We start from the raw sequence: 17,464 nt of genomic DNA, 5'->3' as shown, positions 1-17,464 counted from the left end.
TCCCCTTAGCCTTATTTTATACTCGCTAATTACAATTATAGAGCGTACAATAGATAAAAAATATAATCAGAATCAACCCCTTTTTTGTACTATTTCACACTCCTATTTTCAAGGACTATTTGAGCTCGGACTACGATAAAAAGAGAGGTAGAACACAGTGAGTCCTTCCTATGTACATTTCGCAGCGCCGCCTTTTCCATATTTTCTGGAATGCAATCACACTGTTTATCAACCCGGAGAGCAGCATCCAAATAGAAGCCATATCGGCTTATTTGATCTGATTATTGTAGAGCAAGGTTGCCTATTTATCGGTGAAGAGCATAATCAATGGGAGGTTGCGGCTGGGCATACGCTGCTTCTGCTGCCTGACCGCTATCATTATTCCGTTAAGTCTTGCGAGGAGCTGACTTCGTTTATCTGGATTCATTTTCATACCCTCGCAGATTGGTCAAGTTCTGATGGCGAGCCCGTGTATATCAACCGAGAGACACATTTCCGGCAGTTTCTTACTCATCCATATACCATTCGCATCCCGCAGTTTGGTCCCCTTCCTGATCCCTTTAAACGGAGTGGACAAGCTGAGAAGCTTTTACAGCTGTCCACTGGAAGACGTTCCAGTGCAGTTTGGGAGCAGCAAAGGATTTTTGAAGAAATGCTGCGGATGATGGATCTAGCGCAGCATGATACTTCAGAAAGTCATGCGGTAGAGATCGCCGAGAGGACAGAGACTTATATCCGCAATCATTATGCGGAGCCTCTCTCCAATGCCTCTTTGGCGGATGCGCTGCATTTTCATTATAACTACCTTGCCCGCTGCATGAAACGCGTATATGGACTGACTCCGATGGAGTATTTAACGGATTACCGTTTAGAACAGGCCAAGCTGCTTCTGCTTAAGACAGAGATGCCTATAGCTGCGATCGCAGAACGTATCGGTTTCGAGAGCACCGCCTACTTCTCGCGTCGCTTTACTCAGCAGATCGGAATCTCTCCGCTTCGCTTCCGCAAGCGGTATTCCCGATAACGGCAAAAACAGCATGTCTCATAATTGGAGGCGTGCTGTTCTCGTTGTTAATGCGGTGCACTGCTGTAGCTTTCTTGTGTGCTGCTGGCTTTCTTCTGCGCTGCTGGCTTACGTGATCAGCTATGGATTAATTGGACGCGAGATGCGAGATGCTCCTCTAGATCGGAGAAACTTAGGTAACTATTATGATGGAGCAGTACTCCGCTTGGCACATTTCTTGTGTACCCGTGATCCGCCTAAATCCTTCTGCTGCTCCTTGCTCCTTGCTCCTTGCTTCTTGCTCCTTGCTCCTTGCTCCTTGCTCCTTGCTCCTTGCTCCTTGCAATAATTTTACCAGTTTACCTTCCTAGGCGTGGCGCACTCATACTTATCATAGATCAACGGCGATCATGCGGCTCGACCCTCCAAAGCTTATCAGCAAGTAACTCACTGTATAGCCATCACACTACTCTCTGTATCCCCCGGAGACGCGTCTACTTAATCATCCATTCATAGCATTCCCCGTTGCGGACCGGATTGCAGCTATTTTTGATTTTCGATCCATTTTGCGGCATTTTCGGACTGCATAGCGCTTATTGCTCATAATTTGCTCGGAATCAGGCTACATTTGTGGGAATAGCTGCAACTGAGTCCGATAGTGTGACAAAACGAGCGGAATCATGGAAATAAGGGCAACTGAGTCCGAACAGTTGCTAAAAAGAACACCGCCTGCCGAATTTGATCCTAAACGTGCTAACCATTGTTTAAACTAGCTGTCCGGGGCTCAACCTATCTACTCTGCGAGAAATTAGTTACCTGTTGTTCAAACTAGCCGCCTACTTCTCGAAATCTGCTACCTTTTGCTCGATCTTGATCGTATCGTATCGGACCGTATTGCAGCTATTTCAGCATATGGGTTCATTTTGCGAAGGTTTCGAACTGCATAGCTCTTATTGCTCATAATTTGCTCGGAATCGGACTACATTTGTGGGAATAGCTGCAACTGAGTCCGATAGTGTGATAAAACGAGCGAAATCATGGAAATAAGAGCAACTGAGTCCGAACAGTTGCTAAAAAGAACACCGCCTGCCAAATTTGCTCCTAAACGTGCTGCCCAGTGCTTAAACTAGCTGTCTAGGGCTCAACCTATCTACACTGTGCGGAATTAGCTACCTATAGCTCAACCTATCTACTCCGTGCGAAAAATTAGTTACCTGTTGTTCAAACTAGCCGCCTACGTCTCGATACCTGCTACCTTTTGCTAGAACTTGATCGTATCGGACCGTATTGCAGCTATTTCAGCATATGGGTTCATTTTGCGAAGGTTTCGGACTGCATAGCTCTTATTGCTCATAATTTGCTCGGAATCGGACTACATTTGTGGGAATAGCTGCAACTGAGTCCGATAGTGTGACAAAACGAGCGAAATCATAGAAATAAGAGCAACTGAGTCCGATCAGTTGCTGAAAAGAACGCCGCCTGCCGAATTTGATACTAAACGTGCTAGCCATTGTTTAAACTAGCTGTCTGGGGCTCAACCTAGCTGTCTAATTCTCGAAATCAGCTACCTTTTGCTCGATCTTGATCGTATCGGACCCTATTGCACCTATTTGTGATTTTCGGCCCATTTTTCGGAAATTTCGGACTGTATAGCTCTTATTACCCTTGATTTGCGCAGAAAAGGAGCGCATTTGAACGAATAGCTGCAACTGCGTCCGATAGTGTGATAAAACGAGCGAAATCATGGAAATAAGAGCAACTGAGTCCGAACAGTTGCTGAAAAGAACGCCGCCTGCCGAATTTGATCCTAAACGTGCTAGCCATTGTTTAAACTAGCTGTCTGGGGCTCAACCTAGCTACACTGTGCGGAATAGCTACCTATAACTCGACCTATCTATACCGTGTGCGGAATTAGCTACCTATGGCTTAACCTAGCTACTCCGTGCGGAATTAGCTGCCTATAGCTCAACCTATCTACACCGTGCGAAATTAGTTACCTGTTACTCAACCTATCTACACCGTGCGTAATTAGCTACCTATAGCTTAACCTATCTACACCGTGCGGAATTAGTTACCTATGGCTTAATCTAGCTACTCCGTGCGCAGAATTTGTTACCTGTTGCATAACCTAGCTGTCTACGTCTCGAAATCATCTACCTTTTGCTCGATCTTGATCCTATCGGACCCTATTGCACCTATTTGTGATTTTGGGCCCATTTTGCGGCAGTTTCGGACTGTATAGCTCTTATTGCTCATAATTTGCTCGCAATCGGACCACATTTGTGGGAATAGCTGCAACTGGGTCCGTTAGCTCGAAAAAATACTTTGTATCTGCCTAATAGGGGCTCCTGGGTCCGCATGGAGGCTGGGCGGTGAGTTACTCTAATGTCTGTTGAGCTAACGGACCGCACTGCACCTATTTGTGGGTGGGATCTCGCATAATGTATTGGTGAGAGTAACTTAACGTCTGTTGAGCGCAACGAACCGGATTGCACCTGTTTGGGGGCGGGATCTCGCTTGTGATTTATGGGTAGGAGTTACTTAAATCTATTGAACGTTGCGGACCCTATTGCACCTATTTGCGATTTTCGGTCCATTTTTCGGAAATTTCGGACTGTATAGCTCTTATTGCTCATAATTTGCCCGCAATCGGACCACATTTGTGGGAATAGCTGCAACTGGGTCCGTTAGCTCGAAAAAATACCTTGTATCTGCCTAATAGGGTCTTCTGGGTCCGCATGATTAGGCCCGAAATCAGTTTTTTTGCTTCAATGCAATTTTTTGGAAGTGACAAGCATATTTATAAGACATGCCTTTAATGTGGAGATGTTAAATATGCAGTCATTATTAAGATACGCGATCATCCTGATCGGAAGCTTGCTCATTGCAGCAGCAACTAATTTTTTTCTAGTCCCATATAAAATCCTAGATGGGGGAATAATAGGAATAGCCCTCATCATCAATTATTTATCCGATGCCAAAATCGGTATAGCTGTCCTTCTCTGCAGCTTTCCGATTTTCCTGTTAGCCTGGCTGAAGGAACGCGATATCTTTTTCAATAGTGTATTAGGTTTATTGACCTCATCGTTTCTGATTGAGCTTCTCGGTCCTTTGCAGTACCACTTTCTGTATTATTTTGAGTTCGGCTCCATTTCCAGCGCCATTATTGGCGGTTTTTTAATGGGAACGGGTCTTGGGCTTATGCTGCGGTTCAAAGCCAGTACAGGCGGAACGGATCTGCTTGCTCAATATATCAAAAGGTATCTCCCGCTTAACCTTGGACTCATCATTTTTTTGACAGATTTTATAATTATCGGCGCGGGGGGACTCCTGATTTCCAAAGAAACCTTCTTCCACTCCATCCTCACGATTATCGCTGGGGGTGTGGCCACAGGTCTCTGCACCTTGGAGACTGAAGAGAAATGGAAAAAAATATGAATATACACGATCATATGTTCGTATTATAATAATAAGAAAATCATCTACCGTATCTCTACCTCACCTGGAGAGTGTGAATCTATGAATAAAGAACGTGTTATTTTGTTATCCGATTGTCAGAGCTTTTACGCCTCCGTGGAGAAGGCCTCTAATCCGCAATACAGCAACAAACCGCTTATTGTCGCCGGAGATCCGGCTAGACGAAGCGGGATTGTGCTTGCCGCTTGTCCGTTAGCCAAATCTTTTGGCATTACTACCGCCGAGACCTTGAAGGAAGCACTCGCGAAGTGCCCCGAAGTAATCGTCGTCAGACCACATATGCAGCAATATATCGATGTTTCCTCCCAAATCACGGACATTCTACGCAAATTCAGTGACCTCGTAGAACCTTATTCCATCGATGAGCAGTTTATTGATATCACCGGCAGCCTCAGCTTATTCGGAAGCCCAAGACAGATCGCTACGATCATTCAGGACTTAATCCGCAGAAATACAGGTGTGCGCGCACGTATCGGTATAGGTTATTCCAAGGTTACCGCCAAAATGGCTTGCGACCTGTGGGCCAAGAAGAACCCGGAGGGTCTATTTACCCTCACTCAGGAAGAGCTTCCAGATGTACTTTGGCCGCTGCCCATTAGTGAGTTGTTTATGGTAGGCCGCCGCATGTCCGCGCACTTCCAGAGCATGGGCCTCACAACGATTGGCCATTTGGCACAGATGCCGCTAAGCGAGCTGAAATGGCGCATGCGGGAGAAATTCCATAAAAAATGCGATATCGATGCCGAGCTATATTGGCGAATTGCCAACGGCATCGACGATAGCCCTGTAAGTCCGGCTACCTATGAAGTTGCCCCCAAGAGCGTCGGGCACCAAATGACGCTGCCACGGGATTACTATACACTGCAAGAGATCAAGACCATCATTTTGGAGCTCTCAGAGCTGGTGTGCAGGCGCAGCCGCAAGCTGAAGGTGCATGGTGCAGTCGTGTCTGTTGGCTGCCAAGGCGCCAGCTTTGATGACCCCAGCGGCTTCTCCAGACAGACTACGATGAGTGATCCTACGAATGCGACCCAGCTGGTATACGAGGCCGCCCTCGCTCTTTTCAAACAGCATTGGGAAGGTCAGCCTGTGCGCCGAATTCATCTAAGCCTGTCCAATCTGTCTGACGAAAGCCAATATCAGCTAACCTTATTTGAGTCGCGCCCCCGCTACCGTGAGCTCGAACGGGCCACTGATGCGCTGAAGAATAAATACGGGGAATCGATCATCGGACGCGCTGCATCGTTCACAGATGCCGGACAACTTAAGGACAGATCCGGAAAGATTGGCGGACACTATAAATAAACAGTGCATCTTTATACATTTTATTTCTGAAACTATATTAAAATATATCCCATATCGTTTATAATGCTATATTGAGGTTGTTATTTTCACACAATGAAGCGACAATCATAAGTATATACACATAGATATGTAACATTCCAGGGGAGGACCGGAGAAGTTGGAAAGCACGAGCAACACTAACACTACCTATTATGAAATCGTTGATCTCTGTCTTCTTGCTGGCAAGATCATGCTGCAAAACGGTGCAGAAACCTACAGAGTAGAAGATACAATGACACGTATGGCTGCTTCTCTCGGTTTTCCAGGGGCACATAGTTATGTGACACCAACCGTTATTATGTTCACCACCAATAGAACGGAGCCCGTTAAGTTATATCGGATTGCCGAGCGAACCACAGATCTGCAGAAAGTCTCAGAGGTTAATGATATCTCGCGGCGTCTGAACGAGCGTCAGATTACAGCCGAGGAAGCTCGGACACGATTAGGTGAGGTCGATGATGCCGCACATGCGTATCCGGTATGGCTGCAAATCATAGCAGCGGCGCTTACCGGCGCTTGCTTCACCGTTATGTTTAAGGGCAGCTTGTGGGATGCTCTCCCCGCATTACCGATTTCCGGGTTAGGTTTTGCTGCGGTTATCTACCTGCATCGTCTTGTGCAGACTAGATTTTTTGCAGAGTTCTCTGCTTCCTTCCTGATCGGACTTCTGGCCTTCTATTCTGTAAAGCTGGGCATAGGTCAAGAAATGGACAAAATCATCATCGGCTCCGTGATGCCTCTAGTACCCGGTCTACTCATTACTAATGCCGTTCGTGATCTGATGGCTGGTCATCTGGTCTCAGGCATATCCAAAGGAGCAGATGCCTTTCTAACTGCTTTTGCGATCGGTACAGGCATTGGGCTTGTACTATCACTATTTTAATTTTCCATGTGAAAGAGGTTAGCCCTTCATGATTTTGCAACTTATAACCAGTTTTATCGCCGCGGCAACCTTCTGTATTTTATTTAATGCGCCTAAGCGCGCTCTACTGCAGTGTGGTTTTGCTGGAATGGTAGGCTGGATGGTGTATGTAATCCTTGATGTAGAGTGTGGGCCTGTTGTTGCTACGTTTGCGGCTACTGTAGTGGTGGGCATCGTCAGCCAGCTGTTTGCCCGATCCTTCAAAATGCCGGTTATTATTTTTAGTGTAGGCGGTATTATCCCACTTGTTCCGGGTGGCCTTGCTTACGATGCTATGCGTAGATTTGTAGAAGAAAACTATAATCTGGCTGTAGAAATCGCTGTTCGGGCATTAATGCTCTCTGGCGCAATTGCGGCTGGACTGGTACTGAGTGAAGTTATCGGACAAATGTTCCGCCGTCGTGCAAGCAAAGCATAACCTTCTTACAACGTCATCTCATAGATTCAAAAAAAAAGAAATCGTCTCTTGGTATAATGAGGATCATCCGTCCCTCTTCCAAGAAGCGATTTCTTTGTTTACTATCCTATCTACACAAGTACTGCTACAGGTTCAACCTCCGAATAAATACTATTGATCCGGTTATTTTTAATCCAAGAAAGTCCCACGGTACCTTCACCCGCATGAACAGCCACGGCAGGAATGTAAGTCATAATCTCCGTACGTAAATCAGGCGCCATCTCTTTGATGTCTTCTTCTAGCTTCAGCGCCATTTCTAAATTATTGGAATGCATGATGCACACATCGCTAACAAGTCCAGCATCCTGTTTAAAGATATCTAACAGCGCCTGCTTCGTCTTCTTCATCGTGCGGATTTTTTCTACAACAATGACCTTGCCCTCGTCAAAACGCAGCAGCAAATTTATCCGTAGTAATTGACTAAGAATTACCTGTGTACCAGAAACACGCCCACTACGGTGAAGCTGGGACAAGCTTGCAGGAATTAAGTAGAAGGACATATTTTGAATGATATTCTCTATCTTTTCTTTAATCTCTAGGCCAGTAAAGCCCATCTTGTGCCAATGAATACCTCGCGTAATCATTTCCCGAATCGGATAAGCGCCAACCTTGGAATCAATTCCAATAACATTAGCTTCCGCTATTTCAGCACCTTGCATGGAAGCATTGTATGTTCCGCTAAGCCCTGTCGAAAGATGCACCGCGATAATCTCATCATATTCTTCCTTCAACCGTTCGTATAACTCGATAAACTCACCGATTGGCGGCTGTGAGCTGCCTACTTGATCATGCTGACGCATTTTCTCATAGAACTCATCGATCGTAATATCTATATTTTCTTTATAACACTCGTTGTTAATAATCAGACGTAAAGGAACAATATACACATGGTTGTTCTTGGCGAATTCAGGATCGATTGTACATGTACTGTCGGTTACCCAGGCAATTGATTTCATGGTCACTTGTCACTTCTCTCTTTCATGAAAGGAATAGTAGAATGTTTGAAGAGACAAGGGCCACTAAACCTTCTCGGCCAATGAATCACTCTCTCATCCTGTACAATCAACATACGAATAGATCAGCGGTTTAGGAAGTCCTCGTGCGTATTCGTAAATTATACAAGATAACGAGCGATAAGATAGGCAAAACAGGCCGATAATGCAAATTTCATTCATCTTTTTTCAACTTTATTCGACATTATTTCACATTATCTATGACGAATATACCTATCCTAATAGAGCCAGTTCATGTTATGTAAAAGCCTAACCACAGCAAAAATATCCCCGTCCCCACCCTCACCGTTCTTACATAAATCAGCGCTTGGTAGTTACATTAATAGGTACTCTTTACAGTTGTTACAGTACGGGGCTAAGTTATGATTGGTCAGATATGGCCCGGCATCTGTCAATTTGTCCAACTTTCCCTGTTGGCGGGTTGCGCTCGCCTTTATAAAGATCAGTTACCTTCTGCTGTGATAAAGCTTTTTACGGTGTGATTAAGGCTACCGTCCAGTTTTTCTCCTGAATTTTAAAATCCAACTCGCGATAAGACTTAGACAGTTCATCAATCCGCTTCTGAATCTCAGCGACATCTATCGTTCTCTGGAAACGAACCTCAGAGCGGCTATACCGATCCTGAGTGATCGAAGCTTGCTCAAGCAAATCGCTAAACAGCTTCCGCAGCTGAAGCATTTTATCCCGTTCGGCTAGGGCATCGGCAATACTCCAATTCTCATTGAAGGCAACAGATGAATTCGTTCGATTAATCGCTCGAATCAAAATCGTCTGCTCGTTAACAGCTATTTCTAGCTCATGCAAAAGAGCCTCCGGCTGCTCTGCCGGATCTTCCCCCTCCTGCACCTTAACGACCCGATCGAGCCGCTGCTTTAGCTGCGCGATTTTACGGGTAAGATCACTTCGGTTCACTAATGCTTCCGCAAGTTTCATCTTTAAGTTCCCCCTAAGATTTTCTGATAGCTGGCGATATCCAGTCTTCGACCAAATTTACAGCCAATCTCCTTGAAGTAGGCACATTGTTCATATCCATTCTTTGAGAAAAGCTGGCGACTGCGTTCATTCTCTGCGCAAACGGTAGCTACTAACACATGGAAATCCAGTTCGGCAGCTCTCTTTTCAATAAAGCATAAGGCATGCTGTCCTATTCTTTTACCCACACAAGCAGGTTTCAAATACACACTGATCTCCCCAGAGCTATCATAAGCCGGCTTACTCTTATGTCTAGCAATCAGAACATAGCCCTGAATAACATTATCCCAGGATAAAATAACGTATGATTTGAACCGCGGATCATCATTCATCACTGATTGCCGCATTTCGTCCACACTTAAAGGCTCGGTATGAAAAGAAACCGTAGTGTTCAGCACGTAATAGTTATAAATATCGAGTACATCCGACAGATGCTCTTCGCGAATTTCAGTGAATAACAAGCTTTCTCCCATTACTTTGTTCAACACAGCTAATCCTCCCAAATGGATGTTTCCAAATGATCGACGAACTTGCGTAATTTACCGGCTAGCTTGCGGTTAATAGTTCCATCCTGGTACATTTGCTGCACCTTATCCCGTTGCTCCTGAATAGCTTTCAGTTTCAATTCAAGCTTTTGATCATCAACGAGACCATCCTTTGTCCAGCCTTGACCCTGCTCGAAGCGTGCGATTAGTTGCTCATAACTGCATGCAACCTTCTCTACTGCTTTTCGGTTGTTCTCATTCATACTTGCATTAACAGCAGCTATTGCTGCGCGGGACATAGAAATCTTAGCTTTTCTTGCACATTCAGCCTGTTGCAGCATTTGTTGGCTAGCTTCCCGTTCGTTTTGTCCTGAGAACATCCCCGCAAATAGCCTTCTAATCTCTGTAAGGGATAATCTAATTTGAGAGTTGAGACTTCTGGCTAAGAAAACTTCACTATGATCCAAGAATTCTTCCATTTTCTGAGCCACTGAGGCAGGAATCTCATTGTTAGTAAGCAATCGGGTCAGCTCTTTGCGTTCAGCATGCAAGCCCACTATCCTTGCTTCAACCCCAAGCCGACGGAGTTCCTCAAATGCCGGATCGTTCGCTTGATCCTCGCGGTTCAGACTATAAACCTTTTCTCTGAATTCACTCAAAGCTGGCTGTGCGGAATCCTTGCTCTCCTCCGTCATCATACTTTGAAGCAGCGTTATCCCGGCAGCAACGACCTTAGATTTGGCCGCCTGTTCAACCTCAGTGTCCCCTGGTTCGGCAACCGGCTCTTCTTTACCTGCGAGAATTGGTAAAAAGATACTAGCGATCAGCAGTGACATCAGAATCACACCCGCAGCGATAAAGATAATTAGATCACGTTCAGGAAAAGGTGAGCCATCTCCTAACACAAAAGGAATCGAAAAGGCACCGGCTAAAGTAACCGCGCCTCGCACCCCTGAAATGGTCAGGATTAGCATGGACTTAATAGACGATTTTTCCATTTTTTGCAGGCCGGCGCCAGCCAGGGAAAATACATATACCCATATAAAACGCAGCACAAAAAGCAGTAACGTTATCGCTAATACATAACCAATCACCATAAGATTGTCCACTGCTGTATCCCGGTAGATCACTTCTATAACATCTGGAATCGACAATCCGAGAATAAGGAAGACCAAGCCATTCAAGATGTAGAGCAGCACAGACCATGTGCTGGCGGATACCAGCTGTAGCTTATACTGTGGCGAAACTGCACGATCCTTCTCGACCGCATGAATTATCCCTGCTGCAACCACAGCTAAAATGCCGGATACCCCTATTTCTTCACTAATCAGATACACAATGAAAGGAGTCAGGATTTGCAGCAGCACATGTACTGTGATGTCCTCCATCCCCAGTCTGCGGATAAATACACTGAACCGAATCAGGAGGAACGCGAGTATTGCTCCGACAATTAGCCCACCTAAAGCGATAATCACAAAGCTAATGGAGGCTTTCGGCAAAGAAAATATGCCTGTAACAGCTGCTGCAATAGCGAAGTTAAACGCAACAAGGCCAGAGGCATCATTCATCAATGATTCGCCCTCTAGAATACGATGAATACTCTTGGGAAGATGTACTCTCCCAGCGATTGCGCTTACCGCCACAGCATCTGTCGGCGATAAAATCGCTGCCAGCGCAAAAGCAGCTGCGAGTGGAATGGTGGGGATCATCCAGTTAATGGAATATCCAGCGATAAGCACTGTAGCAAATACCAAGCCTAGTGCCAGCATTAAGATTGGAGCCCGCAGGTTCCATAACTCATTTCTCGGTGTTCGCTTTCCGTCATTAAACAAAAGCGGCGCAATAAATAACACGAAAAACAACTCTGGCTCCAGTGACATATGTATTCCCAAAGGCAATAGTACGACCACTACACCCAAGCCAATTTGTATTAAGGGTATCGGCACGAAGGGAATGAATCGGTTTATGATGTTGGATATTGCGATAAGCCCAAGTAGGACGAGTACAACTAGAAATGTCTCCAAACCACATCAACTCCCTTTTTTATATTTGATTATTATATCGCAAAGCTTTAGGCAAGGGCAAAATCTAGCAAAAGATTCTTAACATTAAAATCCCCTACAAATTCCACAAAAATTCCATCAGATACATATTGACATAAATATTTATTTGTGTTATAATTAAATTTTTACCTATTGTGTTTATTTTCAGTTTTGAGTAATATATGCATTAGCCTCACGGCGTCGCTCTTATTATCAATCACGGAGGGATATAATGTACATTGCTCAAGGAATAGAAATGCTCGAGATTACAACGCAGGTTATGGGTGGAAAAGACACGATTTACCCCACGCTACTCTGGGATGAACATGCCGCCGTACTCGTCGATACCGGATTCCCGGGTCTACTCTCTACTTTCAAAGAGGCTCTAAAAGAAGCGCATGTGCCTTGGGAGAAGCTCCGTACCCTTATTATCACGCATCAGGATTTAGACCATATCGGTTGCCTCCCTGCCCTATTGGCTGATGAAGATCTAGAGCTTACTGTTCTGGCTCATGAAATTGAGCAGCCCTATATTCAAGGAGAGCGAATGCTCCTTAAGCACACTCCTGAAGCTTTAGCGGCGGCAGCGGCTATGATCCCAGCTCATGTACCTGAGGAGTGGCGGCGTGCCTTCCTCTCTGTATTAGCCCATCCTCCTAAAGGAAAAGTGGATCAAACGCTTGTGGATGGAGAAAAGTTACCTTTTGCCGGTGGAATTACGGTGATCCATACCCCTGGCCATAGCCCAGGGCATCTCAGTCTTTACCATCATGATAGCCGTACACTTATTGCCGCCGATGCCTTGACCGTTCAGGATGGCGAGCTACAGGGTCCCACTCCTTCCGCCACACCTGACATGGAGCTGGCTTTGTCCTCTCTGAACAAATTCTCTGAGTATGAGATCGATACGGTCATTTGTTATCATGGCGGACTCTACCGCGGAGATGCAAACAGACGCATTGCTGAACTAGCAGAAGGAAAAGGAAAGCTGTAATGATATAAAAGAAGACAGAGCCTGGAATCCGGCTCTGTCTTCTCTTGTTATATATAATCGTTATTCTTCATTATCACTTAAGACTCTGAACCCACCGTAAACCGTTCACGAATATGCTGCGGCTGTTCGATTTCATCGACAATAGCAACGGCATAATCTTCGTAGCTGACATAACTCTCGCCTTTGGAGTTCACCAGAAGATTATCCTTACCTTTTACATAAGAACCCGTTCTTGTGCCGATGGCAAAATTAGCAGATGGGCTAACAAAGGTCCAAGAGAGTGCATCTGTCCCTTGCAGAATCTCCAGATTCTTGGCTTGATTCGTCGCTGTTGGCTTAATAAAGTCAGGAAAGTCATTCGTATCCACTACTTTAAGCGTTTTGGCTTCATCTACATAAAGACTTCCTGCACCCCCAACTACAATCAATCTTGTATCGGGCGAAGCCTTCAACGCTTCAATAAGCACATTCCCGGCATCCACATGCAGATGTTCTTGTCCAAACGGCGCACCAAAAGCATTTACAACCACATCGAACCCCTGCAAATCTTCAGCGGTAAGTGCAAATACATCCTTTTCAACGACATTCGCTTTACTATTTGTTACTTTAGATGCATCCCGCACAATCGCTGTAACTTCATGACCTCTATCCAACGCTTCCTGCGTAATTCGGCTTCCAGCTTTTCCACTTGCTCCAACAACTGCGATTTTCATATGATTGTCCTCCTGAGTTTACGATGTTTTCGCTTTAATATTTATATCAAGGAGCTCCTGAACGATGGTTCTATCGATATCGAGATCAAATTTTCTCCCCCAAAAGCATTCCGTGCCCCGTTGAGTGATCCGATCATAGTCTTCAATCGTTAGCGTTCTAGGATAATCCGGTCCTGTTTCCCAATCTGTATACCGCTTAATTTCATTCAGCACATGCATCTTATAAACACTATTCAAAATTATCGTATGGAAAAAGATTTCATCTCCACATAAAGTGTTCCTAAAAAATCTGACGTATTCCGGAGAGCTTTTTGTAAAATCCAAGATGTACTCCATACATCCACCTGTAATAGACATCCAGTTTGAGCCTTTATATAAACCGTTCGGCAGAGCGCTTAATCTTCTTTGCAGAAACGGAATGCTCATAATTAGTTTAATGTACCTCATTCGGATCGCTGTCATACGCCGGGTCCTTGAGATGAGGAATCTAGGATAATAAACTGAGACCCGCTCGTAACATCCCCAAGTTTCCGCAGCATTAGGCAGCTGCAAATACTTCACAAATTCCTTACCTTCATTCCCCTTAAAGAAATCTAGAATCACTTCATTTGAAGCCAGAGGCAGATCCTGACCGCTTAGAATGTGAATATAATTGAAATCCCCATGTTCTTTGATCAGCGAAAAGCACTTCAAAATGCATTCAATCTGGCTGTAATGCCCCCACTGCACATCAATAGGCTTTTCCACAAAATGAATATCGTTACGATGAATAATGTCAGCTTCAATATTACTTTTCTGATCGACATGCAGGAAAAACTCTACGGACTCGTTAGTTAAACTATCAATTAGCAAATTGATCTGCTCCGGATTCTTATGACAAAGAATGATATACGCCATTTTGAATGCTTCCAACAAACTTCACCCTTCCGCCCACCTATTTCCAATATTATAAAATAAATGGACGAAAATGGATATATAATTATCTCTCTAAAACAAGTCTGATTCCAATGTTCCAAGGATCTTGGAATGTAGGATCTCCATTCACTTCTGTAACTGCGTAACCAGCCTGCCGAACTCGCTCCACCACAGCGTTGCGTTCCTCTTCATTCGTAAGAATTAAGGTAAAATAATCAATCCCCACAGTATCAGCTGGAGCCGCAGGTGCGCCCTGTCCAGCCCAAACATTCAGCCCGATATGGTGATGATAGCCACCAGCAGAGATAAACATAGCAGCACTTCCATAATTAGCTGTTAGTTCAAAACCAAGCAAATCGACGTAGAAGGCTTTCGCCTTATTTAAATTCCCCACATGAAAGTGTACATGCCCAATCACTGTTCCCGCTGGCAGCCCGTTCCACGATAAACCTTCAGAAGCTGCCAATAGTCCATCTACATCCACTGGATCAGTGGACATCATTACATGCCCTTCCGCATCATATTTCCATTCACTCTTAGGACGATCTCGATAGATTTCAATCCCATTATTATCTGGATCCTGAATATACAACGCTTCACTGACCAGATGATCCCCCTGCCCCACTTCAATCCCCGAAGAGATCAAATTGCGCACAACCAATCCAAGGCTAGGACGATCTGGAACAAGGATAGCGAAATGATACAACCCAGCCACAGAATTAGGGCGGATCACCCGCGCATTTTCAATCTCCCGCAAAATCAATAACACATTCTGACCGTCAGCGGTCATTTCAACTTCGCGGCCAGTCTGCCGCAAAACGCTTAACCCCACAACATTCTGATAAAAGGTGAGCGAACGCTCCAAATTGCTTACTCTAATCTGCACCAGACCGATCTGAGTGTCTGGTTGAAGTATTGTTTTAGTCGTCATTATAAATTCCTCCCAGTCATGCTGTAACTGTTTTAGTTACAAATTAACTATCTTTAGTATAGTTACCTTCTATATGTTTGTCAATTACCTATAAAAAAATCATGTCGACTGGTTCACAGCCAAACATGATTCACAGGAACATATAATAAGTAATTCAAAAAAAGGTTTCCGGGTATTTCAACTCTCCCTTAATCCTCTGCAGTACGCCTTCCTTCAGCTCACAGACCATAAAGACATTCTCCGGTACCGCGAATTGTTTCAACTCCAGCCCATGTAGCCCTGCGGGTTGAAATCCGAATCTTGGATAATATTCGGGATGCCCGATCAAAAAGACAAGCTCATATCCGAGCGTTCTACATCTTTCTAACCCTTCTTGGATCAGCGCCTTGCCGATTCCTTGCTTCTGAACGAATGTTTTCGACCAACTGCGCTTCATCTTCCCGATCACCAAAAGCCTTAACATTCACTTGAAATACTTCATTATAGTCTGCCACAGTTTCTGCTCTAATTCTCATTTTTGTTGCTCCATTCCAGTAAATACTCGGATACACTGGATTCCAAAAGGCCGATCAAGTCTTCATCCATATACTTATAGTCATCAGCTATGTTCAGGCAAATTATTTTTTTGCCCCTTACACAGTCTCTAAATTTATCTTGAATTCTTCGAACATGTTTCTTCTCCATCACAAAAATCACATCCGCCCAACCCAAATGCCCTTCAGAAATTTTAATTCTGGCATGATCTTCAGTCCCTGCTGATCTCGCTTCATGACCATCAATTCCTTGAAAGATCTTCTCCGCAGTTAGACTCCGCCAGCGATTCTGGCTGCAGACAAACAGGAGTTTAATAAGTGCACCTTCCTTATCCGATTGTTAAAAAGATATTTATTGTCTCGCCTGCTTCGTGTATTCAATCAACCAACAATCTCTTAGCTCTCCTTCATGTTGTTCGTGCTGTTCAAGGTATTTCTTTTTCACAAAGCCAATCTTTTCGTATACTCTAAGGGCTCTTTTATTCCAGGCTTGCGGGTCCATGACAATTTTTTCAGCCTGTTTTGCTTCGATAAGATAATTAACCGTTTCTTTAATGAGTCGCGAACCCATTCCTTGATTCCATAAATCAGGCTCGCCAATAAACTGGTCCATCCCAAAGATTTGACCTTCGAATCCCACGTAGCCGTACACCTCTAATTCTTCATCATCTATAAGATAGAACTGGAGATAACCTATATCCCGCTCCTTGTATTGCACAATACACCGTGTAACTTCAGCTTGCTCGTCGTAAAAATGCTCCTTCACCAGCTCCAAATCATGCGGGCGATCACGACCTTCATAGAACTCCAGTACAACGGGGTCTGAGAGCCATTTTACAAGTAATGCGGCATCGTTTAGCTCAAGTGTTCTCAGTCTGATCTCTTGCTTTTCAAAAATAATCATAACGCACTATACAGTTCATAAAGAGGTCTGTAGCTTGGATGTTCTTCTATTTCCGTTACGACAACACCTTGCTCGGAGTCAATCACACGGTAGGCTTTAGCTTCTTCTCTGGTCGACATCACTTTATATTCCTTATCTTTATAGATGATTGCACAATTGTTATCCACCGCGATTCCAGGCAAACCTCCACCTTTAACCATGCGTGTAAAATCTTCAACCCGAATATCCTCATTATAATGCGGACAATGAATGCCCGGCAGAATCCCCATGGCTTCAAGCTTGATATACTGCCATTCCCCCTGATCGTCGAACGCCTCAGAGTCACTATGCCCATATTCAAACCAACAGATGGAACCTGCGCTAAGCCCGGCCAATACGGTTCCAGAGGAATAAGCTTCTTTCAAAAGCGTATCTACCCCTGTATTTTTCCAAATCTCCAGCATCTTTCGGGTATTGCCTCCACCAACATAAATCAAATCAGCAGCTGTAATTAAATCTGTAATCTCATCATGAGTGTAGGTTTGGCTCACAAGCAATAAGTGACTTGTTTCACATCCAAGAATATCGCCATATACTTTGCTAAAAGTATCACAATACCCTGGCGCATCACTACTGGCTGTTGGAATAAATAACGCCTTCGGCTTAGCCTTTTGAGTTAGCTGCACAACTTTACGATCAATTTCCAGCGTTTCAAGCTCGATTAACTCTCCCCCGCCAATCACTACGATAGTGCCCATGATTTCCCCTTCTTTCACTAGG

General features: G+C 44.6%; 17 protein-coding genes. 6 read left to right on the top strand and 11 right to left on the bottom strand.

Annotation, left to right across the window (positions count from 1 at the left end; genetic code table 11):
• Window positions 1-157: 157 nt before the first annotated feature.
• The 5 genes from MHH89_RS03115 (at window position 158) to MHH89_RS03095 (ending at window position 7,164) form a co-directional block, all read left to right on the top strand.
• Entirely contained in the window at window positions 158-1,024 is an 867-nt protein-coding gene (locus tag MHH89_RS03115; protein ID WP_076183289.1) for a helix-turn-helix transcriptional regulator, read from the top strand.
• A gap of 2,814 nt (window positions 1,025-3,838) precedes the next feature.
• Window positions 3,839-4,441 (top strand): YitT family protein, encoded by a 603-nt coding sequence (locus MHH89_RS03110; RefSeq protein WP_038570150.1) that lies wholly within the window; start codon window positions 3,839-3,841, stop codon window positions 4,439-4,441.
• A gap of 81 nt (window positions 4,442-4,522) precedes the next feature.
• Entirely contained in the window at window positions 4,523-5,785 is a 1,263-nt protein-coding gene (locus MHH89_RS03105) for a DNA polymerase IV (protein WP_076218940.1), read from the top strand.
• A 157-nt stretch (window positions 5,786-5,942) separates the two neighbouring features.
• Window positions 5,943-6,707: a threonine/serine exporter family protein gene (locus MHH89_RS03100; RefSeq protein ID WP_076129956.1), complete on the top strand. Its 765-nt coding sequence runs from the start codon at window positions 5,943-5,945 to the stop codon at window positions 6,705-6,707.
• A 28-nt stretch (window positions 6,708-6,735) separates the two neighbouring features.
• A complete protein-coding gene (locus tag MHH89_RS03095; protein ID WP_036685970.1) occupies window positions 6,736-7,164 on the top strand; it encodes a threonine/serine exporter family protein in 429 nt (142 codons plus the stop codon).
• A gap of 110 nt (window positions 7,165-7,274) precedes the next feature.
• Here MHH89_RS03095 and MHH89_RS03090 read toward each other — a convergent pair whose 3' ends face one another.
• From MHH89_RS03090 to MHH89_RS03075, 4 genes are all read right to left on the bottom strand, one after another.
• A complete protein-coding gene (locus MHH89_RS03090) occupies window positions 7,275-8,159 on the bottom strand; it encodes a DegV family protein (protein WP_076129966.1) in 885 nt (294 codons plus the stop codon).
• 528 nt (window positions 8,160-8,687) lie between these two features.
• Window positions 8,688-9,149, bottom strand: coding sequence for a DIP1984 family protein (locus MHH89_RS03085; protein ID WP_076183284.1), 462 nt, complete (start codon window positions 9,147-9,149; stop codon window positions 8,688-8,690).
• Window positions 9,150-9,151: 2 nt separating this feature from the next.
• Window positions 9,152-9,676 carry a GNAT family N-acetyltransferase gene (locus MHH89_RS03080; RefSeq protein ID WP_254848823.1) on the bottom strand — a complete coding sequence of 175 codons (525 nt, stop codon included), beginning with the start codon at window positions 9,674-9,676 and terminating at the stop codon, window positions 9,152-9,154.
• Between the two features lie 2 nt (window positions 9,677-9,678).
• A complete protein-coding gene (locus MHH89_RS03075) occupies window positions 9,679-11,697 on the bottom strand; it encodes a Na+/H+ antiporter (RefSeq protein ID WP_341086311.1) in 2,019 nt (672 codons plus the stop codon).
• 250 nt (window positions 11,698-11,947) lie between these two features.
• Here MHH89_RS03075 and MHH89_RS03070 point away from each other — a divergent pair, with 250 nt between their 5' ends.
• Window positions 11,948-12,709, top strand: coding sequence for an MBL fold metallo-hydrolase (locus MHH89_RS03070; RefSeq protein ID WP_341086309.1), 762 nt, complete (start codon window positions 11,948-11,950; stop codon window positions 12,707-12,709).
• A gap of 77 nt (window positions 12,710-12,786) precedes the next feature.
• On the opposite strand, the gene MHH89_RS03065 is transcribed toward MHH89_RS03070, so the two are convergent.
• The 7 genes from MHH89_RS03065 to MHH89_RS03035 form a co-directional block, all read right to left on the bottom strand.
• The gene (locus MHH89_RS03065) at window positions 12,787-13,422 is read right to left on the bottom strand and encodes an NAD(P)-dependent oxidoreductase (protein WP_076129952.1); all 636 of its coding nucleotides are present in this window, start codon (window positions 13,420-13,422) and stop codon (window positions 12,787-12,789) included.
• Window positions 13,423-13,440: 18 nt separating this feature from the next.
• Entirely contained in the window at window positions 13,441-14,334 is an 894-nt protein-coding gene (locus MHH89_RS03060) for a beta-1,6-N-acetylglucosaminyltransferase (RefSeq protein WP_341086306.1), read from the bottom strand.
• A 67-nt stretch (window positions 14,335-14,401) separates the two neighbouring features.
• Complete coding sequence (locus MHH89_RS03055) at window positions 14,402-15,268, bottom strand: VOC family protein (RefSeq protein WP_341086304.1); 867 nt, start codon at window positions 15,266-15,268, stop codon at window positions 14,402-14,404.
• A 154-nt stretch (window positions 15,269-15,422) separates the two neighbouring features.
• Window positions 15,423-15,704 (bottom strand): GNAT family N-acetyltransferase, encoded by a 282-nt coding sequence (locus MHH89_RS03050; protein ID WP_256715847.1) that lies wholly within the window; start codon window positions 15,702-15,704, stop codon window positions 15,423-15,425.
• A 68-nt stretch (window positions 15,705-15,772) separates the two neighbouring features.
• Window positions 15,773-16,117, bottom strand: a complete 345-nt coding sequence (locus tag MHH89_RS03045) for a low molecular weight protein tyrosine phosphatase family protein (RefSeq protein WP_076129950.1) — start codon at window positions 16,115-16,117, stop codon at window positions 15,773-15,775.
• Window positions 16,118-16,153: 36 nt separating this feature from the next.
• A complete protein-coding gene (locus tag MHH89_RS03040) occupies window positions 16,154-16,705 on the bottom strand; it encodes a GNAT family N-acetyltransferase (RefSeq protein WP_076129949.1) in 552 nt (183 codons plus the stop codon).
• Entirely contained in the window at window positions 16,702-17,460 is a 759-nt protein-coding gene (locus MHH89_RS03035; RefSeq protein ID WP_143759908.1) for a Type 1 glutamine amidotransferase-like domain-containing protein, read from the bottom strand. The genes MHH89_RS03040 and MHH89_RS03035 overlap by 4 nt, the downstream gene beginning before the upstream one ends.
• Window positions 17,461-17,464: the final 4 nt, after the last annotated feature.

Source organism: Paenibacillus sp. FSL H7-0323 (assembly GCF_038002725.1).
GTDB lineage: Bacteria > Bacillota > Bacilli > Paenibacillales > Paenibacillaceae > Paenibacillus_AQ > Paenibacillus_AQ odorifer.
The sequence above is the reverse complement of the archived record's forward strand: the minus strand, read 5'-3'. Positions and strand labels throughout refer to the sequence as shown.

What these genes read in the sequence shown, in the direction of transcription:
- MHH89_RS03110 (WP_038570150.1), top strand. Translation starts at nt 3,839, where the DNA reads ATGCAGTCATTATTAAGATACGCGATCATCCTGATCGGAAGCTTGCTC.
- MHH89_RS03105 (WP_076218940.1), top strand. Translation starts at nt 4,523, where the DNA reads ATGAATAAAGAACGTGTTATTTTGTTATCCGATTGTCAGAGCTTTTAC.
- MHH89_RS03095 (WP_036685970.1), top strand. Translation starts at nt 6,736, where the DNA reads ATGATTTTGCAACTTATAACCAGTTTTATCGCCGCGGCAACCTTCTGT.
- MHH89_RS03090 (WP_076129966.1), bottom strand. Translation starts at nt 8,159, where the DNA reads ATGAAATCAATTGCCTGGGTAACCGACAGTACATGTACAATCGATCCT.
- MHH89_RS03085 (WP_076183284.1), bottom strand. Translation starts at nt 9,149, where the DNA reads ATGAAACTTGCGGAAGCATTAGTGAACCGAAGTGATCTTACCCGTAAA.
- MHH89_RS03070 (WP_341086309.1), top strand. Translation starts at nt 11,948, where the DNA reads ATGTACATTGCTCAAGGAATAGAAATGCTCGAGATTACAACGCAGGTT.
- MHH89_RS03065 (WP_076129952.1), bottom strand. Translation starts at nt 13,422, where the DNA reads ATGAAAATCGCAGTTGTTGGAGCAAGTGGAAAAGCTGGAAGCCGAATT.
- MHH89_RS03055 (WP_341086304.1), bottom strand. Translation starts at nt 15,268, where the DNA reads ATGACGACTAAAACAATACTTCAACCAGACACTCAGATCGGTCTGGTG.
- MHH89_RS03050 (WP_256715847.1), bottom strand. Translation starts at nt 15,704, where the DNA reads ATGAAGCGCAGTTGGTCGAAAACATTCGTTCAGAAGCAAGGAATCGGC.
- MHH89_RS03040 (WP_076129949.1), bottom strand. Translation starts at nt 16,705, where the DNA reads ATGATTATTTTTGAAAAGCAAGAGATCAGACTGAGAACACTTGAGCTA.